Consider the following 26,073-nt stretch of genomic DNA (forward strand, 5'->3'; position numbering starts at 1 on the left):
GTTAAAGAAAACGACAGTGGGAGTAGCAGTAAAAGCTAGTCGTTTTGTAGCACATATGCAGCAATTAAGTTTTAACTGCCGTGATAATTGTGACTAAACCTTGATGGCTGAAACCCTTGTCAGATATAGACGTGACGGATGTGACGGCAAATACAAAAACTCATAATTAGCGGAATGACACTCGTACCAAAGTAGAACTGCATTTTTATAGCTGAACAAATATACGGAGAAGTTTTGTTATTTACCGTCACAGTTGCCATCCGTCATCCGCCAGAGGCGATCGCTGTTAAAAGAAAGTTTTGTTGCGTTTATTTCACATAATTTGTAAACTAAGAAGAGTAGTATAAATGCTCTTAAAGTGTAAACTCAAACTATGGCTACATTAGAAAGACAAAATAAGCTTCCTATGCCGTCAGAAGAAGAAAAAAAGCTGTCTACAGAAAGTAGCCGTATTTTAGCTAGTATTTTCGATACTAATTCTGCAACTCAGTTGTTGACAGTAAAGACAAATAGTGGAGAGGAAAAGTTACTCACGATTCCCACGGTAGCCTACGAACTGATGATAGAAATCTTGTCAGAAATAGCTCAAGGTAATGCAGTGACCATAGTACCAATAGAAGCAGAATTAACTACCCAACAAGCAGCAAATATACTGAATGTATCTCGACCTTATCTAACTAAGCTACTGGATTCGGGAGAAATACCGCACTACAAAGTGGGACAGCATCGCCGAGTTTTAGCAGAAGAGGTATATAAATACAAAGCGGAAATTGATGCTAGAAGAAGTAAATCACTAGACGAACTAACTAGCTTGAGCGAAGAACTAGAGCTATACGATGAATCCTAAGCTGACGGTAGTGTATGATGCCTGCGTATTGTATCCCAATGTCCTTCGAGATTTGTTAATGGAGCTAGCGGTTAGAGATTTAGTAAGAGCCAAATGGACTGAGCAAATACATCGAGAATGGCTGGAAAACTTAAGTAGAAATCGACCAGAAATACCAATCGAAAAGCTGTATCGCCTTCGAGACTTAATGAACGCTAATGTTCGAGATTGTCTGGTTGTCGATTACGAAGCTCTTATTCCGACTCTAAATCTACCAGATTCTAATGATAGGCATATCTTAGCAGCAGCAATTAAAGCAGATGCAGAGGTAATAGTTACCACGAACCTAAAAGACTTTCCCGAATCGGAATTAACCAAATACAAGATAGAAGCACAGCATCAAGATACCTTCATAACCAATTTAATAGAGCTTTATCCGTTACAAGTGTTAGAGGTAGTAAAAGTATGTCAGTTGAGACGTAAAAATCCACCTTGTTCGTGGGAACAGTTTTTGTCTAGTTTGCTACGTCAGCAGCTTCCCAATACAGTATTAATGCTAAAAAAGATTCGTTCTTGATAATTGTGGTGGATGATTAAAAAGCTTGGTTTCGAGAATTGGACTGATTTTTATAGTTGGGAATAGCGCGATAAGCCCGAAGGGCATCCGCTTCGCGATCGCGATCTTTTAGAAAAATACTTGTCAACCGTTTAAAAATTTCTTGAGATTTCAGCTTCAGAAACTATTACAATAATTGCTCTGCTACGAAAGTATAAGTATTAAATCTGAAGTATTAGACGGTAATATACGGTTCGTAAGATTAGGGGTAACTAAATCCTAAAAGCCTTGTTATGCAGAAGGTACAGCGATTTGATTCTCAATATTTTGCGATCGCTAAAAGATTAAAACAATCATCTATCTAAAACTTGACAATTTTATCTACCTACTAGTAGAATAAAAATATGAACTCAACCAAAACTCAAATTCTCGATACAGCCCAAGAACTCATTCAAAGAGTTGGACTTAACGCTATGAGTTATGCTGACATTAGCAAAGCGGTCAATATTCGTAAAGCCAGCATTCACTACCATTTTCCTACCAAAGAGAAATTGGTTGCTGCTTTGCTCGATCGCTTTAGTGATGATTTTTTTAGATTGGTAGATTCAATCTTGAAAATTTCGGATACGGCTGAAGTCAAGTTGCGTCGTTACTGCGGATTGTTTGAAGCCACTCTCAGCAGTGGAGAGAAAGACAAAGCTTGTCTGTGCGGAATGCTAGGAGCAGAATTTAAAACTCTTGAATCTTCATCAACCGAGCGAGTTTCTCGGTTTTATCAAGATAATAGAGTTTGTTTGATAAAACTTCTCCAAGAAGGACAGGAAACAGGAGAGTTTAAGTTTCCTGGTCAAACAGAAGCGATGGCTATTACGATCTTTTCTTCACTAGAAGGTGGACTACTTATTGCCAGAGCCGATGGTGGCATTAGCCAATTTCGTAGTATTGTCGAGCAATTAATCGTGATTGTGAAGGGCTAGCTCTGTCAGAGAATATTTTTTTTAGTTATTTGTTTACCTACTAATAGATAAAATCAGATTGCGGACGCAATTCTTCCAGTTGATGGAGGGGTAACGGCTGGTCGTCAAGCAGCTTAGAGACAACAGAAATTACTTTATTAAGAGGTTCAAAATCATGTCTAACACCAATGTACCGATTACTTTAAACGCCGAGAACTTTGCAACGGAAGTTCTCAACAGTTCGATTCCCGTAGTTGTTGACTTCTGGGCACCGTGGTGTGGTCCTTGTCGGGTAATCAATCCCATTTTGACCGACTTGGCAGAAAAGTATGCTGGAGTTGTTAAGATTGGAAAATTAAACATAGATGACTTTCCTCAAATAGCCAGCCAGTATCGGATTGACGCAATTCCCACTTTATTGTTCTTCGCTCGCGGACAAGTTAAAGAGCGTGTGGCAGGACTGCTTCCCAAACCACTGCTGTTCGAGAAAGTCGAGACATTAGTAGCACCGAGCGATAAAGCTGCTTAATTCACGATGGGAGATGGGTACTCAATACTTTCCTATTTCCCTCTTCCAGAATTTTTTAAGTAAAGCTCATAGAGGCTAATTATGTATCCGATTACAGTTGCTTCAACATCCGCACGATTTTATATACCTTCTAATAGGTAACTAAACATATTTAAAACAGGAGCATAAATCATGGAACGCTCATTAATTAGTTTATCCGCTTTGACTCTTTCTTTAATTTTCAACCCCGCAGTAGCGCAAGACCTAGCTGCCATTAATCAAAACGAGATCGGCAATAATGAAATTACCCCTTTTAATTTAGTCCGTCGTGGCTATCAAGGTTCTTTCTCAGAGCGCGGTATACCCAGTAATGGAGCTTTTGTTGCTGCTGTTCAATTTAGAAAAATAACTGCCAAAGATTTGGTCGAAAAAGCGATCGCTTCAGGCAGATTAGCTCCCGAAACTATTAACAACAGCAATTACCTCAATCAGGTTCGCTCTCATCTGACTACATTACAGCGTCGGTAATTCGAGCGTCAACTAACTGTTACTTAATTCAAAATGAGGTAGTAATATGAAACTTACCAAACAGACTTGGCAACCAGCTACAGAAAAAATCTATGACACCATCGTTATTGGTGGTGGTGCGGGAGGACTTTCTGCGGGAATATATCTGCAACGCTATCTACTCGATACTTTAATTATTGATAAGGGAAAAGCTCGTTCTTTTTGGATGAGCGAACTGCATAACTATTTAGGCTTACCTCCCGATACCCCTGGTCGTTCCGTTCTGCGGCAGGGTAAAGAGCATTTTCTTTCTCTGGGTGGGGATTTACTCGATGCTTATGTAGAAGAAGTAATAGACGAAGGAGAAACCTTTGCTATCAGAGTAAAAATCGGTCGCAATAACAGTCAGTACCATACTTTTCGCGCTAAATATCTTATCGCAGCCAGTGGCATTATTGACTATCTGCCAGAGTTAGAGAATATGCGTAATGTCTATGAATATGCGGGTTATAACCTTCATGTTTGTCTGATTTGTGATGGTTATGAAATGGCAGATAAAAAGGTGGGTGTCTTTGCCAACAGTGCGGGAAATGCTGAAGTTGTTTTTCCTTTAGGTTGGTTTACATCTAATATTACTTTGTTTACTCAAGGACTGTTTGAAGTACCTGATGACCTACGCAGCAGATTAGAGGCTCAAGGCTATCAAATTGAAGCGACTTCTATCGAGCAGTTTATTGGTGAAGACCATCAAATGACGGGAGTGGAATTAACCGATGGTCGAATAGTGAAATTAGATACTGGTTTGATTTCAATGGGTTCTAAATATCATGCTACTTATTTAGATAAATTCGAGCTAGAAAAACAAGGCGGAAATTTAGTTACGGACAAGATGGCTCGGACTTCCCACCCACGTATTTTTGCCATTGGCGATCTCAAGGTGGGATTGAATCAAGTGGTGGTAGCTGCTGCGGATGGGGCATTAGCTGCAACTCAAATTTGGCGCGATATCCGTCGTAGCACTTTTTCAAAAACTGTCGTCCAACAAGCTAGAGATTAGAAAGGCAATAATGAATTATTTATGTTCCGCAATCTCATACCAGCTTTATCCCACAAATATCATTTGATTGCCCCAAATTACCCTGGTTATGGTAACAGTTCGATGCCGAATATAGATGATTTTGATTATACTTTTGACCGCCTAGCCAAAGTAATGGAAAAATTTGTCCGAGCATTAAATTTACAACAATATAGTCTTTATCTGATGGATTATGGCGCACCAATCGGTTTTCGCCTCGCTGTTGCCCATCCCGAACGGGTTCAGGCACTGCTAATCCAGAACGGTAATGCTTACGAAGAGAGTTTAAAAGATTTTTGGACTCCGATTAAAACCTATTGGCAAGATAAGACGACCGAAAATGCCGATAAACTAAGAGAATTCTTAAATGTTGAGGCTATTAAATGGCAATATATCCACGGCGTTCGCGATTCCGAAGCAATTAGTCCCGACAGTTGGAATCTCGATCGGCTATTTCTAGATCGTCTTGAAAATCAAGAGATTCAGCTAGCTTTGTTTTATAGCTATAGTTCTAATCCGCCTTTGTATCCACAGTGGCAAGAATATTTGAGGAAACATCAACCTCCTACGCTCATTACCTGGGGCAAAAATGATTATATCTTTCCCGAATCAGGAGCGCATCCCTACAAACAAGACCTCAAAAACATTGAATTTCATCTGTTAGATACGGGACATTTTGCTTTGGAAGAAGAAGGAGAGGCGATCGCCAACCATATCGATAACTTCCTTTCCAGTCAATTACCAATTTAAAAGTAGCATCAAATAAACTAGATAAGCCCAATGCCAAAAACCAAATCTATGACCGAGAACCTTCTCAAACCAAGCGAACTCAGCCAGCGGTTGAAGGGAACTTCAGTGTTATCCAGTCAGCAGATAGGCTGGAAGGGAATCTCGGTCGAACAGTATCAATACGCTCCAAGTCTAGGCAAAACAGAAGAAAAAGAAATTCCCGGTCTGTCAGCTCATTGGCTAATCTTACCTCTAGGACATCCAGGTCATTTGAGCCAGAAGTCTGACAATCGCTTGCATGAATCTCTCTTTCAAAAGGGAGACAGCCTTTTGGTTCCTGCAAGAAAACCAACCTACTGGCGTTGTCCGGCAAGTCAGTTATCCTTTACAGAACTACATATTCACTTACAACAGGAGACAATCGCCAAAGTTGCTAAATCATCTGAAATAGATACAAAGCAAAGTGACCTCGTCAATCATTTTCGCAAGCAAGATTTACAACTGCAACATATCGCCATGCTGTTTTTAGCTGAATTACAGTCGGGTGGCATAATGGGGCGATTGTATGTCGAATCTCTAACTCAAGCGTTAGTCATTCATTTGCTGCGACACTATTCTGAGGTGGCACAAATTGTTACACCCCAAGAAACAAGTTTAACTCATACTCAGTTGCAGCAAGCAATTGACTATATTCACACGAACCTCGATCGCGATTTATCCCTCTCTCAAATTGCCTCAGTTATCAATATCAGTCCGACATATTTTGCTAGCTTATTCAAACGTATTACGGGTACTTCGCCGCATCAATATGTGATTCAACAGCGAGTCGAACGAGCAAAATTGCTATTGTCGAAAACGAATTTGGCGATCGCGGATATCGCCCTACAAGTTGGTTTTTCCAGCCAAAGCCACTTGACGCAACAGTTTAGGCGATTGACTGGAGTAACACCAAAGCAAATTCGCCTTTCGGCGTTAGACTAAGCCAGGTTGTCACCAACCCGACTCGTCTTCAGAACGCAGCACGAGACTTTTACCTCACTGCGCTCCTCTCTTTTCAGTCTCTTTATGAGTACCTACTTTGAGTAAGGTAGGAATATCATCCACCCATTCCCAGTCCAGATTATTGAACCATTTTTGGGTCTTCTCTCCTTCCTTTTTCGCTTTATGAAGCTTTATAACCAATTGGTTACTAAACGTTTTGGTATCATGGCAATGTTTGTGTAATAGCTGAAGATTATCTTTACTATTGTTACCACCCGCTTGTTTGGGGATGATGTGGTCAGTATCAATTAAATCTCCATCAAGGAAGTTAAGACCGCACCAATTACACTTACCATTTTGTTTCTTCAGCAGTTTGGCTGTTGAAGGCTTCAATTCAGGGTGCGAACCCTTTCTTTTTGCCCAGTAAATAGTGTCTCCGTCATAGGGTGTTTTATTTCCTTTAACTTTGACATGACGGGCAATGGCAGTTTGTGTGTGTCTTTCTAAGGTGATTAAATCATCCTTATATTCCTTGCCAAAAACCCAATTATCTCCTCCTATAGTTACCCAGTATTTATCTCCCACCCAGTGTTTACTTTTGTTGGGATGTCTTCTATCTGCCCATCTACGTAACCTTTTATGAGTTAAATAACCAACCTTTGAGTAGGTTTCTTGACTACATACTGTTCTGTAGTAATTACACCATCCTCTAATAATCGGATTTAACTCACTGATGATTTTTTCTTGGGGTGCCGCTTTTAATCTTCCGATTTTAAGGGAAAGTTTTTCATAGTGCCTCCTAACACTATCGGATGATGGTCTTGTAATTGTTTTAAACCCCAATAATTTACCCTGTCCATTCTTCCCTGACTGGTATTTGCCAACTTTGTATTGGCGTATATTGAATCCCAGAAAATCGAATCCTGGTTGGTGTTTATCCAGTTTAAGTTGAGTGTGAACAATTTTAGTTTTGCTTGATTTTAATTCGAGGTTGTAGTGGGATAACCATTCACTTATGACATTTTGACAGACCTTGAGAGTATCCAGATTTTCATGAAAGATTACGAAATCGTCAGCATATCTGATTAAAGATGCACCTTTAATTTGTTTAATCCTGTTTTCCATTCCATGTAGGGCTATGTTGCTTAAAAGCGGAGAAATCACGCCTCCCTGGGGCGTTCCCTGGCGGTTTGGAGTTTTTTCATGCTTCTTAAAGTCACAAATATCCGCTCTTAACCAGGCTCGAATTTGTCTCCTGATGATAGGAAGTGTGTTTAGCTTGGTTAAGAGTTTTTGGTGGTTAATTCGGTCAAAACATTTCGCTATATCTGCATCCAACACAAATTTTGATTTATATCTAATCTGGTTGAAAATGGCTTCAATTGCGTCATGTGCGCTTCTACCAGGTCGGAAGCCATAAGAATTGTTTTCAAATTTTGACTCCCATTCGGGTTCAAGAACAGCTTTAACTAAAGCTTGTACCGCTCTATCGCGCATTACAGGAATTCCCAGAGGTCGCTTTTCGTTTCTTCCAGTTTAGGAATCCAAACCCTTCTAATAGGCTGGGATTTATCCCCTAGTTTTAAATTGTTAGCGAGTTGAAAACGCTGTTTTGGGGTTAAAGATTTAACCTTATCTACGCCCGCAGATTTCTTTCCTGAGTTATCCTGCGTGACCTTTCTCACAGATAAAAGTCGGTTGTAATAGGATTTGATGAGGGTTTTTTGCAGCTTTCTTCCTTGTTTGTCATCACCATTGACGTAGGCTCGGTAGATTCTCTTTTGTAACTTCCAAACAGCTTTTTGGATTTTACGCCAGTTAAGCTGTTTCCATTCCACACTGCTGTAATCGCGTGTTTTAGACATATTAATTACTACTTAATCACTACTTGACTGAAAACAGTGAGGACGTGGGCAGATCTCATTCATTACAAATGAGCATTCGCTTTTTCCTCAATCCTTCGCCCTCTATAGCCTCCATATGACGGAGAGTTTGCATCTTGGTTGATTACTCAGAAGTTTCGACCTTTTTCCTGAGAGTTATAGAGGGATTTCCTCGTTCCGAATATTTCGTTGGTATGAATCTTTAGGATGTGTCTGTCCACCGAGAGCGGTTAGTATTGTGATTGTCATATTAACACTGACAATTAACCAGATGCCCTGATGCCTTTTGGCTACAGCCTTTCAGTCCTGATTTGGCTGTTTACCCTTAACGATGGTTACGACGGGAATCGTGATTCCTTTTACTTCAGGATTAACCTTATCCATAGAATTCTTGCTAGCAGATAACCAGTTCAGACTACCAGTTAGAGCTACATTTAACCCCGCTTTACGGATTGATGACCAATCGCTACCGTAGGGGTTATGCTTGTACTCCCAATACCGAGAGAGTAGGACTTGATGACTTGGGCTTTTGTTAGTATTTAGCACCTTATTACAGGCTCTCTCACCTACACGAAATATTCAGTTATCATGGTTCAGATACTCATGATTGAGTCTTATCCAAGCTAGTCATACCAAAGGTTTTATCCCTTGTTTCGACTAAACGAGTCGCACGTAGATCGAAGGTTCGTGCGACGAAGTGCAACCTGTTGCTGAAACTCTTGCTGTACAATCAATACAGCGATCTGATTTTAAAATCATAGCGATCGCTAAAACATAAGTTACATAAATGTTTTAAAAACGCATTCATAGCCAAAAAACTTTGCCTAAAATAGAAGTTGGGATATATCAAAACACATATATCAAAGCATTGAAACTCCGTCTTGAATTTTATAAACATTGCCCATGAATCCACCCGTGCCAGGGTAATTGATGCCATAATGTACGCCATGAATGAGAAATTGGTGTAGATGTTCCTCTTTCCAGCCCATGACAATCTGGATGATGTAGTGCAGATCGGCAATAGTGCTATTGCTACTCACTTTTATCCGTCGCCAAATCATCGGACTAATGCCGACTAACACTATTTTTAGCTGATATGTGACGGGCGGGTTTGACTCTAGCATGAGTTCATTTTAAGCGATTTCCCCCGTTTTTTTTCGCTCTCCAATAAGCATTTCAAATCCAGATTTTGGCAATCGCCAAGGTGATGAATTTTTGCAGTCTTTGAGTAGTTCTTGCAAAATTGTGATATTTATCCAAAGAACTAAAAGTGTTGAATAATATATACTGCAATAGTTTTAAAGATTATAGACAGAAAGTTATTTTAACTAGCTCTAGGTTGTAAGAAACTGCCAGCTACTTCGACTAACCAATCTACAAAAGTTAGAATCAGTGGTTCTTTCGAGTGGTTTTCTAAATACACTGCTGAATAGTTAAAACCATCTAGCGATATATTAAGAGGCTGGACTAAAAAACCTAACGCCACATCATCAGCGACATGAATATTGCTGCATAACGCTATTCCTTGACCGGCGATCGCAGCTTGAATGGCTAAACTTTCCTCATCAAATGTCAGTCCCCGATTTGGGTTAATGTCGTTCAGCTTTGTGAGAGCAAACCAGTTTTTCCAATCAGGAGCGTCTGTGCCAAAGTGAATCCACTCAAAATGTAGCAGAGGATGATGCACTAAATCATCGGGCTTTTTAATGAGATGTTTACCCTCCAATAACCGTGGATTACAGACAGGCAAAAACACATCAGACATGAGCTTACGGACGGCAAACCCAGAATAGTTGCCTCTGCCATAACGAATGGCTAGATCAACCGTCTGCTTGTTCAGATTTACTACATCATTCGAGGTTTGTAGACGCAGATCGATGTCAGGATGAGATTGTTGAAACTCAGATAAACGGGAAACTAACCACTTGGCTGCAAACACCGTCGTTACACTCACGGTCAAAGTAGTAGATTCTGGAGTTTTAGTCAACTTGGCGATCGCAGAGTCGATTGTGTCCAGACTTTCCCTTAGTGCTGGATACAGGAGTTGCCCCGCTTCAGTTAGTGCTAGAGGACGAGGGCGGCGGCGAAATAAGGTTACTCCCAGACGCTCTTCGAGAACTTTGATTTGATGACTAACTGCGGTTGGCGTGACATCTAGTTCTTCAGCCGCTTGCTGGAAACTCAGGTGTCGAGCCGCAGCTTCAAAGGTATGCAAGGCGTTGAGCGGTGGCAGCGATCGCATAGATTTGTGGGTAAGTTTTTTTCATCTTAAACGTGAGCAAATTGAATTTGCAATCCCTTTTTATCCCTTGCTACTTTGAGAAGGAAGTGAATTTCTTAAAGAAATTATGGAATCAGACTTAGACACAATTAAGGTCATCAACACCTCCCAACTCTCGAATAGTTTTCTGGGCGATGTTATCGAAATTTGTATCGTTACTCGCGATTATCAGCAAACGATGGCAGGGTTTGTCCAGTTGGGTATTGGCCCCTGGCGAGTCTACACCTTTAATGCTGAAACTGTTACAGAACAGACTTACAAATGGCAGTCTGCTGAATATGCAATTAAAGTCTGTTTTGCTCAGTTCAAAAATGTAATCTGGGAAATTATTTTGAGTATCCAGAGCCTGAAGCCTGGTTTCCAGTAGCCCCTTAGCGGGACAGCACACAGATGACGACTGTATTGAAAATTGAAGTAACGAAAGAATCTTCCCATTAACATCAATAAGAACTACCATGAAGAAATTTAACGTGACCCTCAAACAGATTTCGACCGAGCCTGACCCTTATCAACCCTTTCTTTTATCCCAAGGCATTCAGGTTGGAGACTTAGTGTTCATTTCAGGACAAGCTGGTTATGCTGATAACGGACAGATTGTTGCTGGTGGTTTCCGCGCTCAAGGTGAGCAGGCATTTTCAAACCTCGAGCGTGCGCTTATAGCTGGCGGCTCCAACCTCAACAACGTCGCCAAAGTGACCATCTTTCTAACGGACATGAGCAACTTTGATGAAATTGTCGAACTCCGCCGCAAGTATTTCAGCCCTCCCTATCCAGCCGATAGCATTGTCGAAGTTTCCAGCCTCTACACGCCCGAAGCAAAGATTGAAATCGAAGCAATTGCTGTAGTGAACGAGGTGCGTCGCGACGTAGGTTGAGAAGTTGATTAAGGATTTTCCGCTCTTGTTTACTTAAGCTGACAATACCAATTACTTCCGCAGTTAGTGAAAGCGCAATGACAGCTACATTTGTTCACAACTATTTAGAATAGGCTGGAAATGAGTATTAAAATTGAAGTTTACTTGGACTACGTGTGTCCTTACTGCTTTTTGGCAAAACAGACTTTAGATGAAGTTGCCAAAGAACAAGAGGTAGAAATAGAGTGGATGCCTTTCGAGTTAAGACCCTATCCTACACCTACGCTCAAACCTGAAGACGATTACCTACCGAGAGTATGGCAACAGTCTGTTTATCCCCTGGCAGAAGCAATGGAAATTTCTATTCAATTACCTAGTATTTCGCCACAGCCATATACTCACTTGGCTTTTGAAGGTTATCAATTTGCCAAAGCACATGGCAAGGCAGAGGCTTATAACAACAAAGTACTAAAAGCTTTTTTCCAAGAAGATCGTGATATTGGAGAACTTGAAGTACTCGTACAATTGGCAGAAGAAATTGGTTTGCCAAAACAAGAATTCAAGCAGGCTTTAATTGAACGTAGATATAAAGCTATTCATCAGCAGGCTTTGAAACACGCTTGTGAATCAGTAGGAGTAACTTCTGTACCTACATTGGTAATTGGAGAACAAATATTCCCAGGTATGCCTCGAAAAGAAAACTTACAACAAGCGATCGAGGTAGCAAAAGCGAATTGACGCTCGAAATGACTGCACAAGCTAGATTAGTCGGAATTTATCAACGCTAAATCATCAAGTATCTAAAAAATATGACATCAACAACCAACGTACCCCATCTTCTTAGTCCTTTAGAGAAAAGCTTATCTTTAAAGAATCGTGTCGTAATGGCTCCTATGACTCGCGGACGAGCAGGAGAAGAAAGAACTCCTAATTCCTTGATGACAGAATATTATGCTCAACGTACGGGTGCGGGCTTAATTGTTTCTGAAGGTACTGCGATCTCTCTACAAGGTTATGGCTGGAGTCATAGTCCAGGAATTTATATTTCCGAACAAATAGAAGCATGGAAAGAGGTAGTTAATGCGGTACACGCCCAGGGAACGCCAATTTTTTTGCAACTATGGCATACGGGTAGAGCATCCCACAGCAGTTTTCAGCCGAATAATCAGCTTCCCATCGCTCCATCGGCAATCAAAATTGAGGGAGCCCAAGCCCACACACTTGACGGTAAAAAGCCCTACGAAATACCTAGAGCTTTAGAAACCCAGGAAATTCCCAGAGTAATTGAGGAATATCGTCAAGCAGCAGCAAATGCCAAAGAATCGGGTTTTGATGGCGTAGAAATTCACGGGGCAAACGGCTATCTAATTGATGAGTTTTTACAGTCGAGAACAAATCAGCGCACCGATAAATATGGTGACAGTATTGAAAATCGCTATCGCTTTTTAAAAGAGGTGCTAGAAGCAGTATTAACTGTTTGGGATGCGGGAAGTGTAGGAGTTAGACTTTCTCCCAACGGTAATTTTAACGACATGGGTTCGCCTGACTACCGTGACGCTTTTACCTATATTGTTGGACAACTAAATAACTATAAATTAGCATATTTGCACCTGGTTGATGGTTTGGCTTTTGGCTTTCATGAGTTAGGAGAACCTATGACCATCGCTGAATTTAGAAAAATCTATGATGGGGTGTTAATAGGTAACTGCGGTTACGATCGCCACTCAGCCGAACAAGCGATCGCCTCGGGAAATGCTGATTTAGTGGCATTTGGTAGACTATATATCAGCAACCCCGATCTAGTAGATCGTTTTGCCAACAACTGGAAACTAAATCCCGATGCGGAGATGGGTATTTGGTATTCCCCTGGTGCAGAAGGTTATACTGATTTTCCTACTTACAAAGAAGGGTCGTGATTACATTAATTACTGATTAGATTGGCGTACAGGGCGTTTGAGTAGCAATTGATACTGCTGATGAACTTAACAAATACCAGTAGGGCGATCGCTAACGCTAAAAATTTAATGGCTCACCCACGCTCAAAATAACCTAAATTGAGCTTGTAAATAATAACAAAAGTTCTGGGAGAGTCATTTATTATGGTTCTGCATCCGCATGGCATCAAATCTATCCCATCTCTCACCAAAGAAATAGCCCGAAAAGCTTTTCCTAAAGGAAATATATACATGACCCTGAGAGATAAATTAGGGACATTTTATGACGATGAGGACTTTGCTGAACGCAGCGCGTACGCGCAGATCGTCGTCTAGCGACGACTGGCAAAGCCTTGCTTTGCGCTTCATTTGAAGGTCAACCAGCTCTACATCCTGGGCGTTTAGCTTTGATCTGTGTAATGCAGTACATGGCTAATTTATCTGACAGAGGAACAGTAGAAGCCGTCGCTGCCCGAATTGATTGGAAATATGCTTTGGGAGAATGGAGTTGAGCGAAGGGAGTTTTGATTCTTCCGTACTGACTTTATTTCGTTCTCGATTGCTTAATGGGGGCAAAGAAAAACTGATATTGGATAAACTCCTAGAACGTTGTCAGAAACTTCAATTGATAAAAGCCAAAGGAAAAGCCCGAACTGATTCTACTCATATCCTGGCAGCAATTTGTAACTTGAATCGTCTCGAATATGTCGGTGAAACTTTGAGATCCGCTTTAAATGCGTTAGCTGTAATTCATCCAGATTGGTTATCGAATTTAGTCGCTCCTGACTGGTTCGACCGTTACAGCAAACCTGTTGAAGAATCTCGATTGCCAAGAGGTACAAATGCTCGTAATGATTATGCTCAAATAATTGGACGAGATGGCATGAAAATTTTGGCTTCTATTTACGACGATCCGACCACACCTCAATGGCTTAAGAAAATTCCAGCAATCGAAACTCTGAGAATTACTTGGGTACACCAATACTGGATTGATAACGGTCAACTTCATTGGCGTAGCCATAAAGATTTACCACCAGCAGGAATTAGAAGTAATTCTCCCTACGATCTCAAAGCTCGTTATGGCAACAAACGAGACACCACTTGGCTTGGCTACAAGGTTCATCTGACTGAAACTTGCGACAAAGAGCGAGTTCATCTGATTACCAATGTTCAAACGACAGAAGCTCATTTAGCCGATGTAGACCAAACTGAATCAGTTCATCAATCTTTGGCTGATAAAGAGTTATTACCATCTCAGCATATAGTTGATGCTGGTTATGTAGACGGTGCTTTGTTGGTAAAAAGTAAGCAAAAGTATGACCTAGAATTAATTGGACCAGTCCGCGAAAATGTAAGCTGGCAGTCTAAAATCCCTGATGGTTATGATTTAAGCAAGTTTAAAATTAATTGGAAAAACCAACGAGTTACTTGCCCCCAAGGAGTTAAAAGCACCAAAAAATGGACTCTTCTTGTAGATCGATGGGGAAATGAAGTAATCAGAGTGAAATTTCCTAGGGCTGCTTGTCGAGATTGTCAATTTCGTCATCTTTGCACTCGTTCGAAACAAGAGCCGAGAGAACTCACCTTACGTCGTCAAAAGGAACATCTTGCCATAACCAAAAGGCGCAAACAGCAAGAAGCAAAAACATGGTCAACAAAATATAATCAACGAGCTGGAGTTGAAGGCACTATCTCTCAGGGCGTTCGTAGTTTTGGTTTGCGTCAATGTCGTTATGTAGGTTTGAGCAAAGTCCATCTACAACATATTCTGACCGCAACTGCGATGAATGCGATTCGTTTGTTTGCTTGGTATGAAGGTGTTCCACTAGCTAAAACTCGTATATCTTCTTTTGCCAAGTTAGCTCCTAATTAGTCAGAACTGTATTTATCTGACTAGGCGATCGCTTTTCTTAAGAGTGATCGGTAGTTGAAATTCGACAAGTTTATAGCTACCTTCTGTACCATTTAAACCCTCCCGTTCGTGGGTAGTTCAAACCCTAATAGCGTCGTTACTTTAAAGCGTACCAAATAGACTACAGTTTTATTGATACAGCGATCGCCTGAACGGTATTGTTAAGTTCGTCAGCAGTATCAATTGCTACTCAAACCCCTAACACAAAACTTCAAGCGACTTACTGGAGCAACACCAAAACAGGTTCGCTAACTTCATAAGAATCTGACAAAACATCATAAGAATCTGAAAGAAACCGAGCATTAGAAATCACTACAGTTAAGTTAAATCAAACAAAAATTTGATGCAGCATTAGGAGGAGATAGCAATGTCTTACGTTACTGTCGGTCAAGAAAATTCGGCAACCATCGATCTCTACTACGAAGATCTTGGGACAGGTCAACCAATTGTCCTCATTCATGGATTTCCCCTCAACGGTCATTCGTGGGAAAAGCAGGTCTTAGTGCTGCTAGATGCGGGGTATCGAACGATCGCCTACGACCGCCGAGGATTTGGTGCTTCTAGCCAACCCTCATTTGGCTATGACTACAATACCTTTGCCGCAGATCTAAACGTGCTGATGACCAAACTGGATTTGCATGATGCTGTGCTGGTTGGTTTCTCAATGGGAACAGGTGAAGTCACGCGCTATCTTGGCAAGTATGGCTCAGAGCGGGTGCAGAAAGCCGTGCTGATGGCTCCCGTGCCACCTTTCTTACTGAAGACCGATGATAATCCCGAAGGCGTTGACCAAAGTGTTTTCGATGGCATTATGAAAGCGATCGTCAAAGACCGTCCAGCCTACTTTTCTGAGTTTTTTAGAGAATTTTTTAACGTGGATGTGCTGCTGGGCGAACGCATCAGCAACTATGCCATTCAGGCAAGTTGGAATGTGGCAGCAGGGGCTTCTGCTAAAGGGACTCTGGATTGTGTACCGTCCTGGCTCACCGATTTCCGCAACGATTTGCCTCGAATTGACGTGCCAACTCTGATTATTCATGGCGATGCCGATCGCATTTTGCCGCTTGAGTCCACCGCCGCCAGACTCCCGAAACTGATTAAAAACAGTCAGCTTGAGATTATCCCTGGCGGGCCGCACGCCATCAACTGGACTCACGCCGATCGAGTCAATCCCTTGTTGCTGAACTTTCTTCAGAAGGAATAGTCAGTAATCTGCCGCATTTCTGACTGGTAAAAAAACCTGTGATTCATCCGTCGATCGGGTTCACATGAGAGGGCATGTCTACATAGTAAATTCTGCAAAGTAAACATTGAATGGGAGCTTATAGCGATGTCTAAAAATTCAAAAATTGGACTAGAAGGATTGCTTCGTCCAGAAGATAGCATCCTGGTACTGATTGAATCAGCCTTATCAATTCACCAATTTGAACAGCTATGAACCGACGACAATCGTTAACAATGTTGTTGATCTTGCCAAATCGGCAAAGGCGTTCAACGTACCCACAATCCTCGCTGAATTCATCAGGCGGAGCGGGCGGCAGGATAACCCGACGCTGCACTCGACCGACCCTGCATGTGTCATCAGGGCGAAGCGATTCGCGGGCTTATTGGTTAAGTAAATTGCCGATTTGACGATCGCATTAGTAATCACATACGCAGTAAAACACTATGTTACAAAAACTCCCAGAAAAAGTTGCACTCATCACTGGCGGCACCAGCGGCATCGGACTTGCCACTGCTAAGCGATTTGTCGCCGAAGGTGCCTATGTCTTTATCACGGGTCGTCGTCAGACTGAACTTGATGCCGCTGTAAACGAGATTGGTAATAACATTATAGGCATTCAGAGCGATGTCTCCAATCTGGCAGACCTCAATCCGCTTTACACCACGATCGAGCAAGAGCAAGGTCACTTAGATATAATCTTTGCGAATGCTGGCAGTGGCGAATTTGTTCCACTGGGTTCAATTACCGAGGAACACTTTGACAAAACATTCAACACCAATGTCAAGGGTCTACTGTTCACCGTGCAGAAGGCATTGCCACTGATGCCGGAGGGTGCCTCCATCATCCTGAATGCCTCAACTACTTCCATCAGAGGTACCCCAGCCTTCAGCGTTTATAGCGCTACCAAGGCTGCCGTGCGCTCATTTGCCCGCAACTGGATACTCGACCTCAAAGACCGCCAGATTCGAGTGAATGCGGTCAGCCCTGGTACCATTCCGACTCCCGCTTACAATCTCTTGGGACTCAGTGAAGAGCAGGTGAAAGAATTTGTGAAGAGCGAAGCCAACAATATCCCATTGGGACGAGTTGGCACGCCTGATGAGATCGCCAAAGCCGTTGTCTTTCTTGCTTCAGATGACAGCAGCTTTGTCAACGGCATTGAGCTATTCGTCGATGGTGGCATGGCACAAATCTAAGAAGATGCTGTGTTCACACCAGCTAACAATGCAGCAGACGGTTTAAAGCCGCTAGCGCTGCGTTCGAGTTTCTTTGTCGCCGATGATTTGAGCCATTGTGCGTTTTGGGTGATGTGAGGTATGGAACAGATGACAGATAAACTCGAGCAGAACAAACAGACGGTCACAGCATTTTATGACCTGATGTTCAATCAGTGTCAGCCCGCAGAAGCCATCGAGAAATATGTCGGCGATGTGTACATCCAGCACAACCCAGCGGTGGCCGACGGAAAGCAGGCTTTCATCGAATATTTCGAGAGGATGGCTAAGGAATATCCGGGCAAGTGCGTCCAGTTTAAGCGCGTCTTCGCTGAAAGCGATTATGTAGTCTTGCATTGCTACCAACAATGGCCAGACAACAACGACTGGGCAGGCATCGACATTTTCCGCCTGGATGATAAAGGCAAGATAGTCGAGCATTGGGACGTGCTTCAGACTATCCCGAAAGCGTCAGCCAACGATAACACGATGTTCTAAACAGTTGAGTGTTGGTAGGGTGAAGGCTAGTTTGTACAACGGTACTGTTTATTCTAAATTAAGGAGAGTTAGCGCAGATGGAATCTATGAAAGCAGCCATATTAACTGCATTTGGTGATGCTGAGAAGTTTGAGATTCAAACTGTTCCCATACCAACGCTGAAGGGGAATCAGGTGTTAGTCAGAGTTTGTGCAACCTCGATTAACCCGGTCGATTACCAAACTCGTCGGGGTGATTACAAGGAACTGGTTCGATTACCCGCCATCCTTGGAGTTGATGTTTCAGGGGTGATTGAGGCAATTGGCGAAGCTGTGACTGATTTCAAGGTGGGAGACAACGTATATTACTCGCCGCAAATTTTTGGAGAATTCGGTAGCTACGCTCAGTATCATGTGGCTGATGCAGCGATTGTTGCCTTGAAGCCTGCAAATCTGTCGCACATTGAAGCAGCTTCTTTTCCGCTTGCAGGCGGAACTGCTTGGGATTGTCTGGTGACTAGGGGCAATCTACAAGTCGGTGAAACAGTTCTCATCCATGCGGGTGCGGGTGGAGTGGGTTCGATTGCAATTCAAATCGCCAAAGCAATAGGGGCATACGTTTTTACAACATGTAGTTCTAGAAACCGAGATTTCGTGACAAAACTAGGCGCAGATCGAGTGATTGATTACAAAAATGAAGATTACGTAGAAGTCATTCGTCAAGAAACAAATGGACTGGGTGTGGATTTAGTTCTAGATACGATCGGCGGAGAAACAATTCAGCGTAGTCTAGAAATCATTCGTCCTTTCGGTCGGCTTACAAGCATTGTAGACATTGCAATCCCGCAATCGCTTCTTGAGGCATGGGGTAAGAATCTGACGATTCATTTTGTTTTTTCACCCCAATACCGAGCAAAATTAGAGGCTTTGACAAAGCTAATCGAGCGGGATCGGCTTCGCCCAGTGATTGATTCAGTATTGTCTTGGGATCGGGTCGTTCTGGCACATCAGCGTCTAGAACAGGGAGGAACACGGGGCAAAATTGTGCTGAAATTTACAGAAAATTAGACTAACTTTACGGCGCTGATGATTGCTAAACGAATCGGAGTTTGATTGTGTGCTGAAGGTCAATATTGATTGAAACAGAAGAAAACCGACCTAATCCTTGGGGCATTCTCACAGTCTTGCAGAGACACATCAGCCAGTAGAGTGCATTAGCGACAGTGTAATGCACCGAACACAAAATCTGCCGCATTTCTGACTTGTGAAAAAACCCTGTAATTCACCTCGTTGAGTCAAGCTCACACGCCAGGGCGTGTCTGCAAAGTAAATATTGAATCTGAGAAGTATTAAATTATTTTCACACTCAAAAAAAAATTTGGACAACAATGTCAAAACAGCTAAAACAAATAACTGAAAATCAGTGTCAAAATGCACCAGCAAAATATGACGATCTCAAGGTTCTTTTTTTGAACTGCACTCTGAATAGAACTCCTATTTTATCTCATACTGAGGGGGTAATTGATATTGCTAAAAATATCTTTGAAGCCAATGGAGTTCAAACTAAAGTCATGCGACCTGTAGATTGGGAAATACCAGCAGGACTTGGGCTAGATATGTCCGAGACAGATGAATGGGACAAAGACGATTGGCCCATAATTCAACAAAAAATTGATGAAACTGATATTTTGGTATTGTGTACCTCAGTTTGGCTTGGAGAAAAAAGTTCTGTTTGTAATCGAGTTTTAGAAAGAATGTACGGTTACACTCATGTTTTAAACGAAAAAGGACAATATCGAGATTATGGAAAAGTCGGTGCAACCTTAATCACTGGTAACGAAGATGGGATTAAACATTGCGCGATGAATATTTTATTTTCTCTTTCTCATATTGGTTGTACAATTCCACCACAAGCTGATGCAGGATGGCTAGGAGAAGTCGGTCCTGGTCCTTCTTATCTAGATCCTGGTTCTGGTGGCCCTGAAAACGATTTTACTAACAGAAATACAACTTTCTTAGCTTGGAACTGTATGCATTTGGCAAGAATGTTGAAAGATAATGGTGGAATTCCTGCTTACGGAAACCAACCTGAAGTTTGGGATGCAGGTTGTAAGAGTGATTTTAAAAACCCAGAACACAAAGTATAGGAAGTTTTAGCCTCGAAAGAAAACCTGAGTAATAAGTTGCGATCGCGCCCAATTATTGAATAAGCAGTACCAAGACTCAATCGTTTTTTTAGGAGTTAAAAATGAACAACGAAACTATTAAGCATCTCATTCACGATCGCAATGTACGCGGTCATACACAAACAGGTTTGCTCGATAGCCGCTATACCTTTTCTTTTAGCGATTTTTACGACCCTAACCGTATGGGATTTCGTAGTCTAAGAGTCATTAATGAGGATCGAGTAGTTCCAGGTGCAGGGTTTCCCGCTCATAGTCATCAAGATATGGAAATTATTTCTTACATACTTGCAGGCGCGTTAGAGCATCAGGATAGCTTGGGGACTGGCTCGGTTATTAAGCCAGGAGATGTGCAAATTATGAGTGCTGGTACGGGAATTACTCACAGCGAATTCAATCATTCTCAAACTGAAGCCATTCACTTGCTGCAAATTTGGATTAAACCCAATCGAACGGGTATTGAACCAAGATACGAACAACGGAATTTTCCTGCTGAAGAAAAGCAGGGTAAACTACGCCTTATTGCTGCGCCAGAGGGACAAGACGGAGCAGTTACTATCTATCAAGATGTCTATTTGTATGCCTCTGTAATGGCTGCTGGGGACGAGATAGCTTATGAAGTTCGCTCTCATCGCTATGCTTGGCTACAAATAGCCCTGGGCATAGTGGAACTGAATGGTGAAATACTAAGAGCAGGTGACGGAGTACAAATTAATACTCCAGAGCGACTAGAACTTACTACTGATATTGGCGCAGAAATTTTGCTCTTCGACCTAGCTTAATTCTCTCAAAGCTCGGTGCAACAATTAAATTTAGACAGATTATGGCAAAGATAAATCAAATACACACTGCTTCTCAACAAGATATTTGGCCGAGTCTGCCCTGGGAAACATGGCAGGATACTTGTAGTACTCTCCATCTTTGGACGCAGATCGTAGGTAAAATTCGACTAAAACTGACTCCGAAGATAAATCATTGTTGGGAAGTGCCTCTTTATGTCACCGCTACAGGTCTGACAACCTCACCAATTACCTATAAATCGAATATTTTTCAAATCGATTTTGATTTTCTCGCTCATAAAATGCAAATCATTAAAGATAGTGGAGAAATTCGCTCGCTCGAACTCAGACCTGTCTCTGTAGCCGAATTCTATGGAGAAACAATGAACGCTCTTCATTCTCTGGGAATAGAGGTTAATATTTGGACTACCCCAGTTGAAATTCCAGATCTTACTCCCTTTTAACGAGACACTAAACATAATTCCTACGACCGAGAATACGCACAGCGTTTCTGGAAAGTTTTAGTTCAGGTAGATCGAGTTTTGAAACAGTTTCGCTCTCGCTTTATTGGAAAAGTCAGCCCAGTACATTTTTTTTTGGAGCTTTCGATCTCGCCGTGACGCGCTTTTCAGATCGTACTGCACCGAAACATCCTGGAGTGCCTAATGTTGCCCGTTCTGTAATGGTTGAGGCTTATTCCCATGAAGTCAGTAGCTGCGGATTTTGGCCTGGTGCGGGTTTGGGAGAACCAGCTTTCTACGCTTATGCCTATCCCGAACCTGAAGGATTTAAAAATTACGTCGTTCGACCAGAAGAGGCTTATTACAATACCGACTGGGGAGAATTTATCCTGCCTTACGAAGCTGTAAGAACAGCCTCATCACCAGACGACAAGCTACTGGCATTCCTCGAAAGCACTTATAAAGCGGCAGCTAACTTAAGTAATTGGAATCGAGTCGCCCTAGAACGGAGTTTAGACTAAAAGGTTTACAATTTTGAGTTCATCTATTCTGGTAGCAATCTACATTTGTTAAATGCTACAACTTCGACTCAAATTTTGGCAACAGTACCCAAATCAGTATTTCATTGAGAATAGCCTTATGACGCATTTAAAATTACAGAGCAAGAATGATTTCGACCATGAGGTTATCCCTCAGACTGATTGTCTCCATGACTCTAAGGTTAATCATGCCCTGATTGCGATCGCGCAAGAAGTCGCTGAGTTGCTGAAGCAATCCTATCCATTACAGGCTGATGGAATCGATAGCATAGGATTAATAGACGGAAGCAGTTCTGCTGAACGAGCGATCGCTGGCTAAAAGCGTGATTGAAGGATTGAAAATCAAAGAACAGCCGTTGTAAGCTGTAATTCTCAAATGGCGACTAAACAATTGTCAGAATTTTATTGATTTCATAGCGCCTCACTGGAATGACACCCAAGCAGATTCGCTAACACCATAAGAATTTGACAAAACACCATAAGAATCTGAAAGAAATCGAGCATTAGAACACATTATATTTAAGTTAAATCAGACAAGAATCTAAAGCAGTATCCACAGAAGATTTCATTGTCTTACGTTACTATCAGTCAAGAAAATTCTGCAACCATCAATCTCTAAATAGAAATCTATAGCTATGTCTAAAAATCCAAAAATAGGCTTAGAAGGACTGCTTCGTCCAGAAGATAGTATCCTGGTACTTATTGACCACCAGCCCTATCAGTTTGCCAACTTGAACAGCCATGAACCTACGACGATCGTTAACAATGTTATTGGTCTTGCCAAATCGGCAAAGGTGTTCGACGTACCAACAATCCTTACCACAGTAATTGAAGAAAGAGGGGGTTATATCATTAAGGGACTACAGGATGTTTTTCCCGATCGAAAACCGATCGACCGCACTTTCATCAATACATGGGAAGATCCAAACGTTACAGATGTAGTGAAGAAAAGTGGACGCAAGCAACTTATACTTGCTGCACTTTACACCGAGATCTGTCTCGCAATGCCAGCAATTCAGGCGCTTGGTGAGGGTTATGAAGTGTTCATCGTTACCGATGCTTCGGGCGGTGTTACTGCGGAAGCTCATGACATGGCTGTTCGCCGTATGGTTCAGGCTGGTGCAATTCCAATCAACTGGATGGCTGTACTTGCTGAATGGCAACGTGACTGGGCACGCACAGAAACAACTGCGGGTGTCTCAGATATTATTCTCGAGCATGGCGGTGCTAGTGCGGTGGCCCTTGCATGGGAACATCAGCTCTTGGCAACAACACCTCCTTTAGTGACCTCAGGTGGACATTAATACTTGAGGTTTCCTCTACGGAAGCAACAAGCAAAACAGGAGACAGCATTTTGAAAAAGATAAAATACGAATCTTTTTAGAAAACAACCATAGACAATATTAAATAGCAAAAATACTGATGAGCAAAATTGAACTTCTAACTCCTCAAAATTCCACACTATTAATCATCGACCATCAACCTCAGATGGCTTTTGGGGTGGTCAGTATAGATCGACAGACTTTGAAAAATAACGTTGTCGCGCTGCTAAAAAGTGCCAAAGTATTCAAAGTTCCGACAATTCTCACCAGTGTAGAAACGGAAAGCTTTAGCGGTTATATGTGGCCCGAAATTTTAGAAGTTTTTCCCGATAATGATGTATTGGAAAGAACCAGTATGAACTCTTGGGATGACCAAAAGGTTAGAGATACTGTAGCTGCAACTGGTCGTAAAAAATTAATTCTTTCGGGATTATGGACGGAAGTTTGTATTAATATGTGCGCCTTCTCCGCTATGGCTGATGATTATGAACTGTATGTCGTGGAAGATGCTTGTGGTGGTACGAGCGAAATGGCTCATCGTGCGTCTATGAATCGGATGATTCAGGCAGGAGTTGTGCCAGTAACCTGGCAACAAGTACTTTTAGAATGGCAACGAGATTGGGCGCGAAAAGAAACTTACGACACAACTCTAGCTGTAGTTAAAGAACACAGCGGAGCTTATGGAATGGGCGTGGACTACGCTTACACAATGGTGCACAAAGCTCCCCAACGCAGCAAACCTACGAACAAGATCCTTAGTTAAATAATGAATAATTATCGCAAGACTAAAAGACGTGATTTTTTTAAGTGGGCTTTAGCAGCAGGATTTTCGACTTACTTACTAGATAGAAAATCTTGGGGACAAAATCCTCCCGAACCTGCTACCAATCCAGCAGATTTAATTCTTCACAATGCTACTATTGCCACCCAAGACGAGAAACGTTCTTTTGCCGAAGCCCTAGCAATCAAAGATAATCGCTTTCTGGCTGTAGGAACGGAAAAAGAGGTGATGGCTTATCGAAGTGATAATACCCAAGTTATTAATCTCAATCGACGTACCGTAATACCAGGATTAAATGATAGTCACACTCACCTGATTCGCGGTGGTTTGAACTACAACATGGAACTGCGCTGGGATGGCGTTCCTTCTCTAGCCGATGCCTTGCAAATGCTTAAAGAACAGGCTCGTAGAACTCCTGCTCCACAATGGGTCAGAGTGATTGGCGGTTGGAATGAGTTTCAGTTTGCCGAAAAAAGAATGCCCACTCTGGCAGAAATCAATGCGGTTTCTCAAGATGTACCCGTATTTATTCTCAATCTCTACAACCGCGCTTTACTCAACGGCGCAGCATTAAGAGCATTAGGGATCGATCGCAATACCACACCCCCTCCTAATTCTGTCATTGAAAAAGATAGTAATGGTAATCCTACAGGAATGCTGATTGCTAAACCCAACGCCACAATTTTATATGCTGCGATCGCTCAAGGACCGGTTTTAGGCTTAGAAGACCAAATCAATTCCAGTCGCCACTATATGCGAGAAATGAATCGTCTGGGTCTTACTAGCGTTATTGATGCTGGTGGTGGGGGACAAAACTACCCCAATGATTATCAGGTTATCGACCGCCTCCATAAAGATGGTTTAATGACGGTGCGAATTGCTTATAACCTGTTTACCCAAAACCCTGGAGAAGAAAAAGCCGATTTTGAACGTTGGATTAATATTGCCAATCCAGCACAGGGAGACGACTTTTATCGCCTTAACGGTGCGGGAGAAATGTTAGTTTTTTCGGCTGCGGATTTTGAAGACTTTACCGAACCTCGCCCCGATCTTGCTGCCAAAATGGAGACAGAATTAACGGGAGTTATTCAGCTTCTGGCAGAAAATCAATGGCCCTTTAGACTCCATGCAACCTATGACGAGTCTATCTCCCGTTTTTTAAATGTCTTTGAAAATGTCAATCGCGCAGTGCCTTTTGAGGGGATGCACTGGATTTTAGACCATGCTGAAACCATTAGCGATCGCAATCTCGAACGAGTCAAAGCGTTAGGGGGAGGTATTGCCATTCAACATCGCATGGCTTATCAAGGAGAATACTTTGTAGACCGCTATGGTGCTGAGGCTGCAAATCATACTCCCCCAATTAAAAAGATGCTGGCAATGGATATTCCCGTATCGGGAGGGACAGACGGCACAAGAGTTGCTAGCTACAATCCCTGGGTGGGTTTGTATTGGCTGGTTTCGGGCAAGACAGTAGGCGGAATGAGTCTTTATCCCGAAGCAAATCGCTTTGACCGCATGGATGCGTTGAGAATGTATACGAAGGCTACTGCCTGGTTTGACAATCAAGAAGGCAACAAAGGCTCGATCGTTCCAGGTCAATTAGCAGATTTAGCCGTGCTTTCAGAAGATTATTTCTCTGTACCAAAAGAGAGAATCAAACACCTCGAATCTGTGCTTACTATTGTCGATGGCAAACCCGTCTACGCCACTGAAGAATTCAGCAATTTGTCTCCGCCACCTTTACCTGTAAGTCCCAATTGGTCGCCCGTGAAGTATTTCGGCGGTTATCACAATGATTCCAAGGTTACTTTACTAACCGCCAACCAACAGCAATCTGTCACAAAGGCGATCGCGAATCCGCCGAACCAGCACAATTTCAATCTTTCTTCTCTTAGTAGATCGGGTAGTCTATCTCGTTTCTGGGGAGGTATGGCTTGCGCTTGCTGTTACTAAACCTCATTGAGATAAGAAACAGGAGTTTTTAGAGTGAAAGTCAAACAACAGATACCAAAGCTATGGGTCTTACTTCCAATTGCTTTATACAAAGAGACATCCTTTAAAACTTGCTACTTGCTATCTCGATTCTGC

General features: G+C 42.2%; 25 protein-coding genes and 4 pseudogenes. 25 read left to right on the top strand and 4 right to left on the bottom strand.

Features of this window, described 5'->3' with window-relative positions:
• Positions 1–373 precede the first annotated feature (373 nt).
• From KV40_RS24735 to KV40_RS24770, 8 genes are all read left to right on the top strand, one after another.
• Positions 374–847 (top strand): helix-turn-helix domain-containing protein, encoded by a 474-nt coding sequence (locus KV40_RS24735; RefSeq protein WP_036487000.1) that lies wholly within the window; start codon positions 374–376, stop codon positions 845–847.
• Positions 837–1,403, top strand: coding sequence for a PIN domain-containing protein (locus KV40_RS24740; protein ID WP_036487002.1), 567 nt, complete (start codon positions 837–839; stop codon positions 1,401–1,403). Before KV40_RS24735 ends, KV40_RS24740 begins: the two co-directional genes overlap by 11 nt.
• A gap of 383 nt (positions 1,404–1,786) precedes the next feature.
• Positions 1,787–2,359 (top strand): TetR/AcrR family transcriptional regulator, encoded by a 573-nt coding sequence (locus tag KV40_RS24745; protein WP_036487004.1) that lies wholly within the window; start codon positions 1,787–1,789, stop codon positions 2,357–2,359.
• Between the two features lie 154 nt (positions 2,360–2,513).
• Positions 2,514–2,867 carry a thioredoxin gene (gene trxA, locus KV40_RS24750; RefSeq protein WP_036487006.1) on the top strand — a complete coding sequence of 118 codons (354 nt, stop codon included), beginning with the start codon at positions 2,514–2,516 and terminating at the stop codon, positions 2,865–2,867.
• A 171-nt stretch (positions 2,868–3,038) separates the two neighbouring features.
• Positions 3,039–3,374, top strand: a complete 336-nt coding sequence (locus tag KV40_RS24755; protein WP_036487008.1) for a hypothetical protein — start codon at positions 3,039–3,041, stop codon at positions 3,372–3,374.
• 46 nt (positions 3,375–3,420) lie between these two features.
• Positions 3,421–4,410 carry an NAD(P)/FAD-dependent oxidoreductase gene (locus tag KV40_RS24760; RefSeq protein WP_036487010.1) on the top strand — a complete coding sequence of 330 codons (990 nt, stop codon included), beginning with the start codon at positions 3,421–3,423 and terminating at the stop codon, positions 4,408–4,410.
• 21 nt (positions 4,411–4,431) lie between these two features.
• Positions 4,432–5,178, top strand: a complete 747-nt coding sequence (locus tag KV40_RS24765) for an alpha/beta fold hydrolase (protein ID WP_036487011.1) — start codon at positions 4,432–4,434, stop codon at positions 5,176–5,178.
• 30 nt (positions 5,179–5,208) lie between these two features.
• Positions 5,209–6,138, top strand: a complete 930-nt coding sequence (locus tag KV40_RS24770) for an AraC family transcriptional regulator (protein WP_072013897.1) — start codon at positions 5,209–5,211, stop codon at positions 6,136–6,138.
• On the opposite strand, the pseudogene ltrA reads toward KV40_RS24770, so the two are convergent.
• The 4 genes and pseudogenes from ltrA to gcvA all read right to left on the bottom strand — a co-directional run bounded on the left by ltrA (position 6,135) and on the right by gcvA (position 10,263).
• Positions 6,135–8,003 (bottom strand): annotated as a pseudogene (gene ltrA / locus KV40_RS24775) (group II intron reverse transcriptase/maturase). The gene KV40_RS24770 and the pseudogene ltrA sit on opposite strands and share 4 nt — an antisense overlap.
• A 318-nt stretch (positions 8,004–8,321) precedes the next feature.
• The gene (locus KV40_RS24780) at positions 8,322–8,567 is read right to left on the bottom strand and encodes a hypothetical protein (protein ID WP_036487013.1); all 246 of its coding nucleotides are present in this window, start codon (positions 8,565–8,567) and stop codon (positions 8,322–8,324) included.
• A 314-nt stretch (positions 8,568–8,881) separates the two neighbouring features.
• Positions 8,882–9,145: a plasmid pRiA4b ORF-3 family protein gene (locus KV40_RS24785; protein ID WP_052055933.1), complete on the bottom strand. Its 264-nt coding sequence runs from the start codon at positions 9,143–9,145 to the stop codon at positions 8,882–8,884.
• Positions 9,146–9,345: 200 nt separating this feature from the next.
• On the bottom strand, positions 9,346–10,263 hold the full coding sequence (gcvA, locus tag KV40_RS24790; protein ID WP_036487014.1) for a transcriptional regulator GcvA: 918 nt from the start codon (positions 10,261–10,263) through the stop codon (positions 9,346–9,348).
• Between the two features lie 106 nt (positions 10,264–10,369).
• On the opposite strand from gcvA, the gene KV40_RS24795 reads away from it, so the two are divergent.
• The 17 genes and pseudogenes from KV40_RS24795 to KV40_RS24870 all read left to right on the top strand — a co-directional run bounded on the left by KV40_RS24795 (position 10,370) and on the right by KV40_RS24870 (position 25,938).
• Positions 10,370–10,669: a hypothetical protein gene (locus tag KV40_RS24795; protein WP_052055934.1), complete on the top strand. Its 300-nt coding sequence runs from the start codon at positions 10,370–10,372 to the stop codon at positions 10,667–10,669.
• An 88-nt stretch (positions 10,670–10,757) separates the two neighbouring features.
• A complete protein-coding gene (locus tag KV40_RS24800; protein ID WP_036487015.1) occupies positions 10,758–11,177 on the top strand; it encodes a RidA family protein in 420 nt (139 codons plus the stop codon).
• A gap of 120 nt (positions 11,178–11,297) precedes the next feature.
• Positions 11,298–11,894: a DsbA family protein gene (locus tag KV40_RS24805; protein ID WP_036487016.1), complete on the top strand. Its 597-nt coding sequence runs from the start codon at positions 11,298–11,300 to the stop codon at positions 11,892–11,894.
• A gap of 71 nt (positions 11,895–11,965) precedes the next feature.
• Positions 11,966–13,072, top strand: coding sequence for an alkene reductase (locus KV40_RS24810; protein ID WP_036487017.1), 1,107 nt, complete (start codon positions 11,966–11,968; stop codon positions 13,070–13,072).
• 189 nt (positions 13,073–13,261) lie between these two features.
• Positions 13,262–14,963, top strand: a pseudogene (locus KV40_RS24815) (IS1182 family transposase).
• A 406-nt stretch (positions 14,964–15,369) separates the two neighbouring features.
• On the top strand, positions 15,370–16,206 hold the full coding sequence (locus KV40_RS24820; protein ID WP_036487018.1) for an alpha/beta fold hydrolase: 837 nt from the start codon (positions 15,370–15,372) through the stop codon (positions 16,204–16,206).
• Between the two features lie 126 nt (positions 16,207–16,332).
• Positions 16,333–16,537, top strand: a pseudogene (locus KV40_RS37435) (hydrolase); the annotation flags it as partial.
• Between the two features lie 133 nt (positions 16,538–16,670).
• Positions 16,671–17,423: an SDR family oxidoreductase gene (locus KV40_RS24825; protein ID WP_036487019.1), complete on the top strand. Its 753-nt coding sequence runs from the start codon at positions 16,671–16,673 to the stop codon at positions 17,421–17,423.
• Positions 17,424–17,552: 129 nt separating this feature from the next.
• Positions 17,553–17,939: a nuclear transport factor 2 family protein gene (locus tag KV40_RS24830; protein WP_036487052.1), complete on the top strand. Its 387-nt coding sequence runs from the start codon at positions 17,553–17,555 to the stop codon at positions 17,937–17,939.
• A gap of 77 nt (positions 17,940–18,016) precedes the next feature.
• Positions 18,017–18,985 (top strand): zinc-dependent alcohol dehydrogenase family protein, encoded by a 969-nt coding sequence (locus KV40_RS24835; RefSeq protein WP_036487021.1) that lies wholly within the window; start codon positions 18,017–18,019, stop codon positions 18,983–18,985.
• A gap of 320 nt (positions 18,986–19,305) precedes the next feature.
• On the top strand, positions 19,306–20,064 hold the full coding sequence (locus KV40_RS24840; RefSeq protein ID WP_036487023.1) for a flavodoxin family protein: 759 nt from the start codon (positions 19,306–19,308) through the stop codon (positions 20,062–20,064).
• Positions 20,065–20,165: 101 nt separating this feature from the next.
• Positions 20,166–20,882, top strand: coding sequence for a pirin family protein (locus tag KV40_RS24845; RefSeq protein ID WP_036487025.1), 717 nt, complete (start codon positions 20,166–20,168; stop codon positions 20,880–20,882).
• Positions 20,883–20,923: 41 nt separating this feature from the next.
• Positions 20,924–21,861 (top strand): annotated as a pseudogene (locus KV40_RS36815) (DUF5996 family protein).
• A 118-nt stretch (positions 21,862–21,979) separates the two neighbouring features.
• Complete coding sequence (locus tag KV40_RS24855) at positions 21,980–22,198, top strand: hypothetical protein (protein WP_052055939.1); 219 nt, start codon at positions 21,980–21,982, stop codon at positions 22,196–22,198.
• A gap of 316 nt (positions 22,199–22,514) precedes the next feature.
• Complete coding sequence (locus KV40_RS24860) at positions 22,515–23,183, top strand: hydrolase (RefSeq protein ID WP_036487029.1); 669 nt, start codon at positions 22,515–22,517, stop codon at positions 23,181–23,183.
• Between the two features lie 118 nt (positions 23,184–23,301).
• Complete coding sequence (locus KV40_RS24865; protein ID WP_036487031.1) at positions 23,302–23,964, top strand: hydrolase; 663 nt, start codon at positions 23,302–23,304, stop codon at positions 23,962–23,964.
• Between the two features lie 3 nt (positions 23,965–23,967).
• Entirely contained in the window at positions 23,968–25,938 is a 1,971-nt protein-coding gene (locus tag KV40_RS24870; protein WP_081942931.1) for an amidohydrolase, read from the top strand.
• Positions 25,939–26,073: the final 135 nt, after the last annotated feature.

It is taken from the genome of Myxosarcina sp. GI1 (assembly GCF_000756305.1).
In the GTDB taxonomy this organism is placed as follows: Bacteria; Cyanobacteriota; Cyanobacteriia; order Cyanobacteriales; family Xenococcaceae; genus Myxosarcina.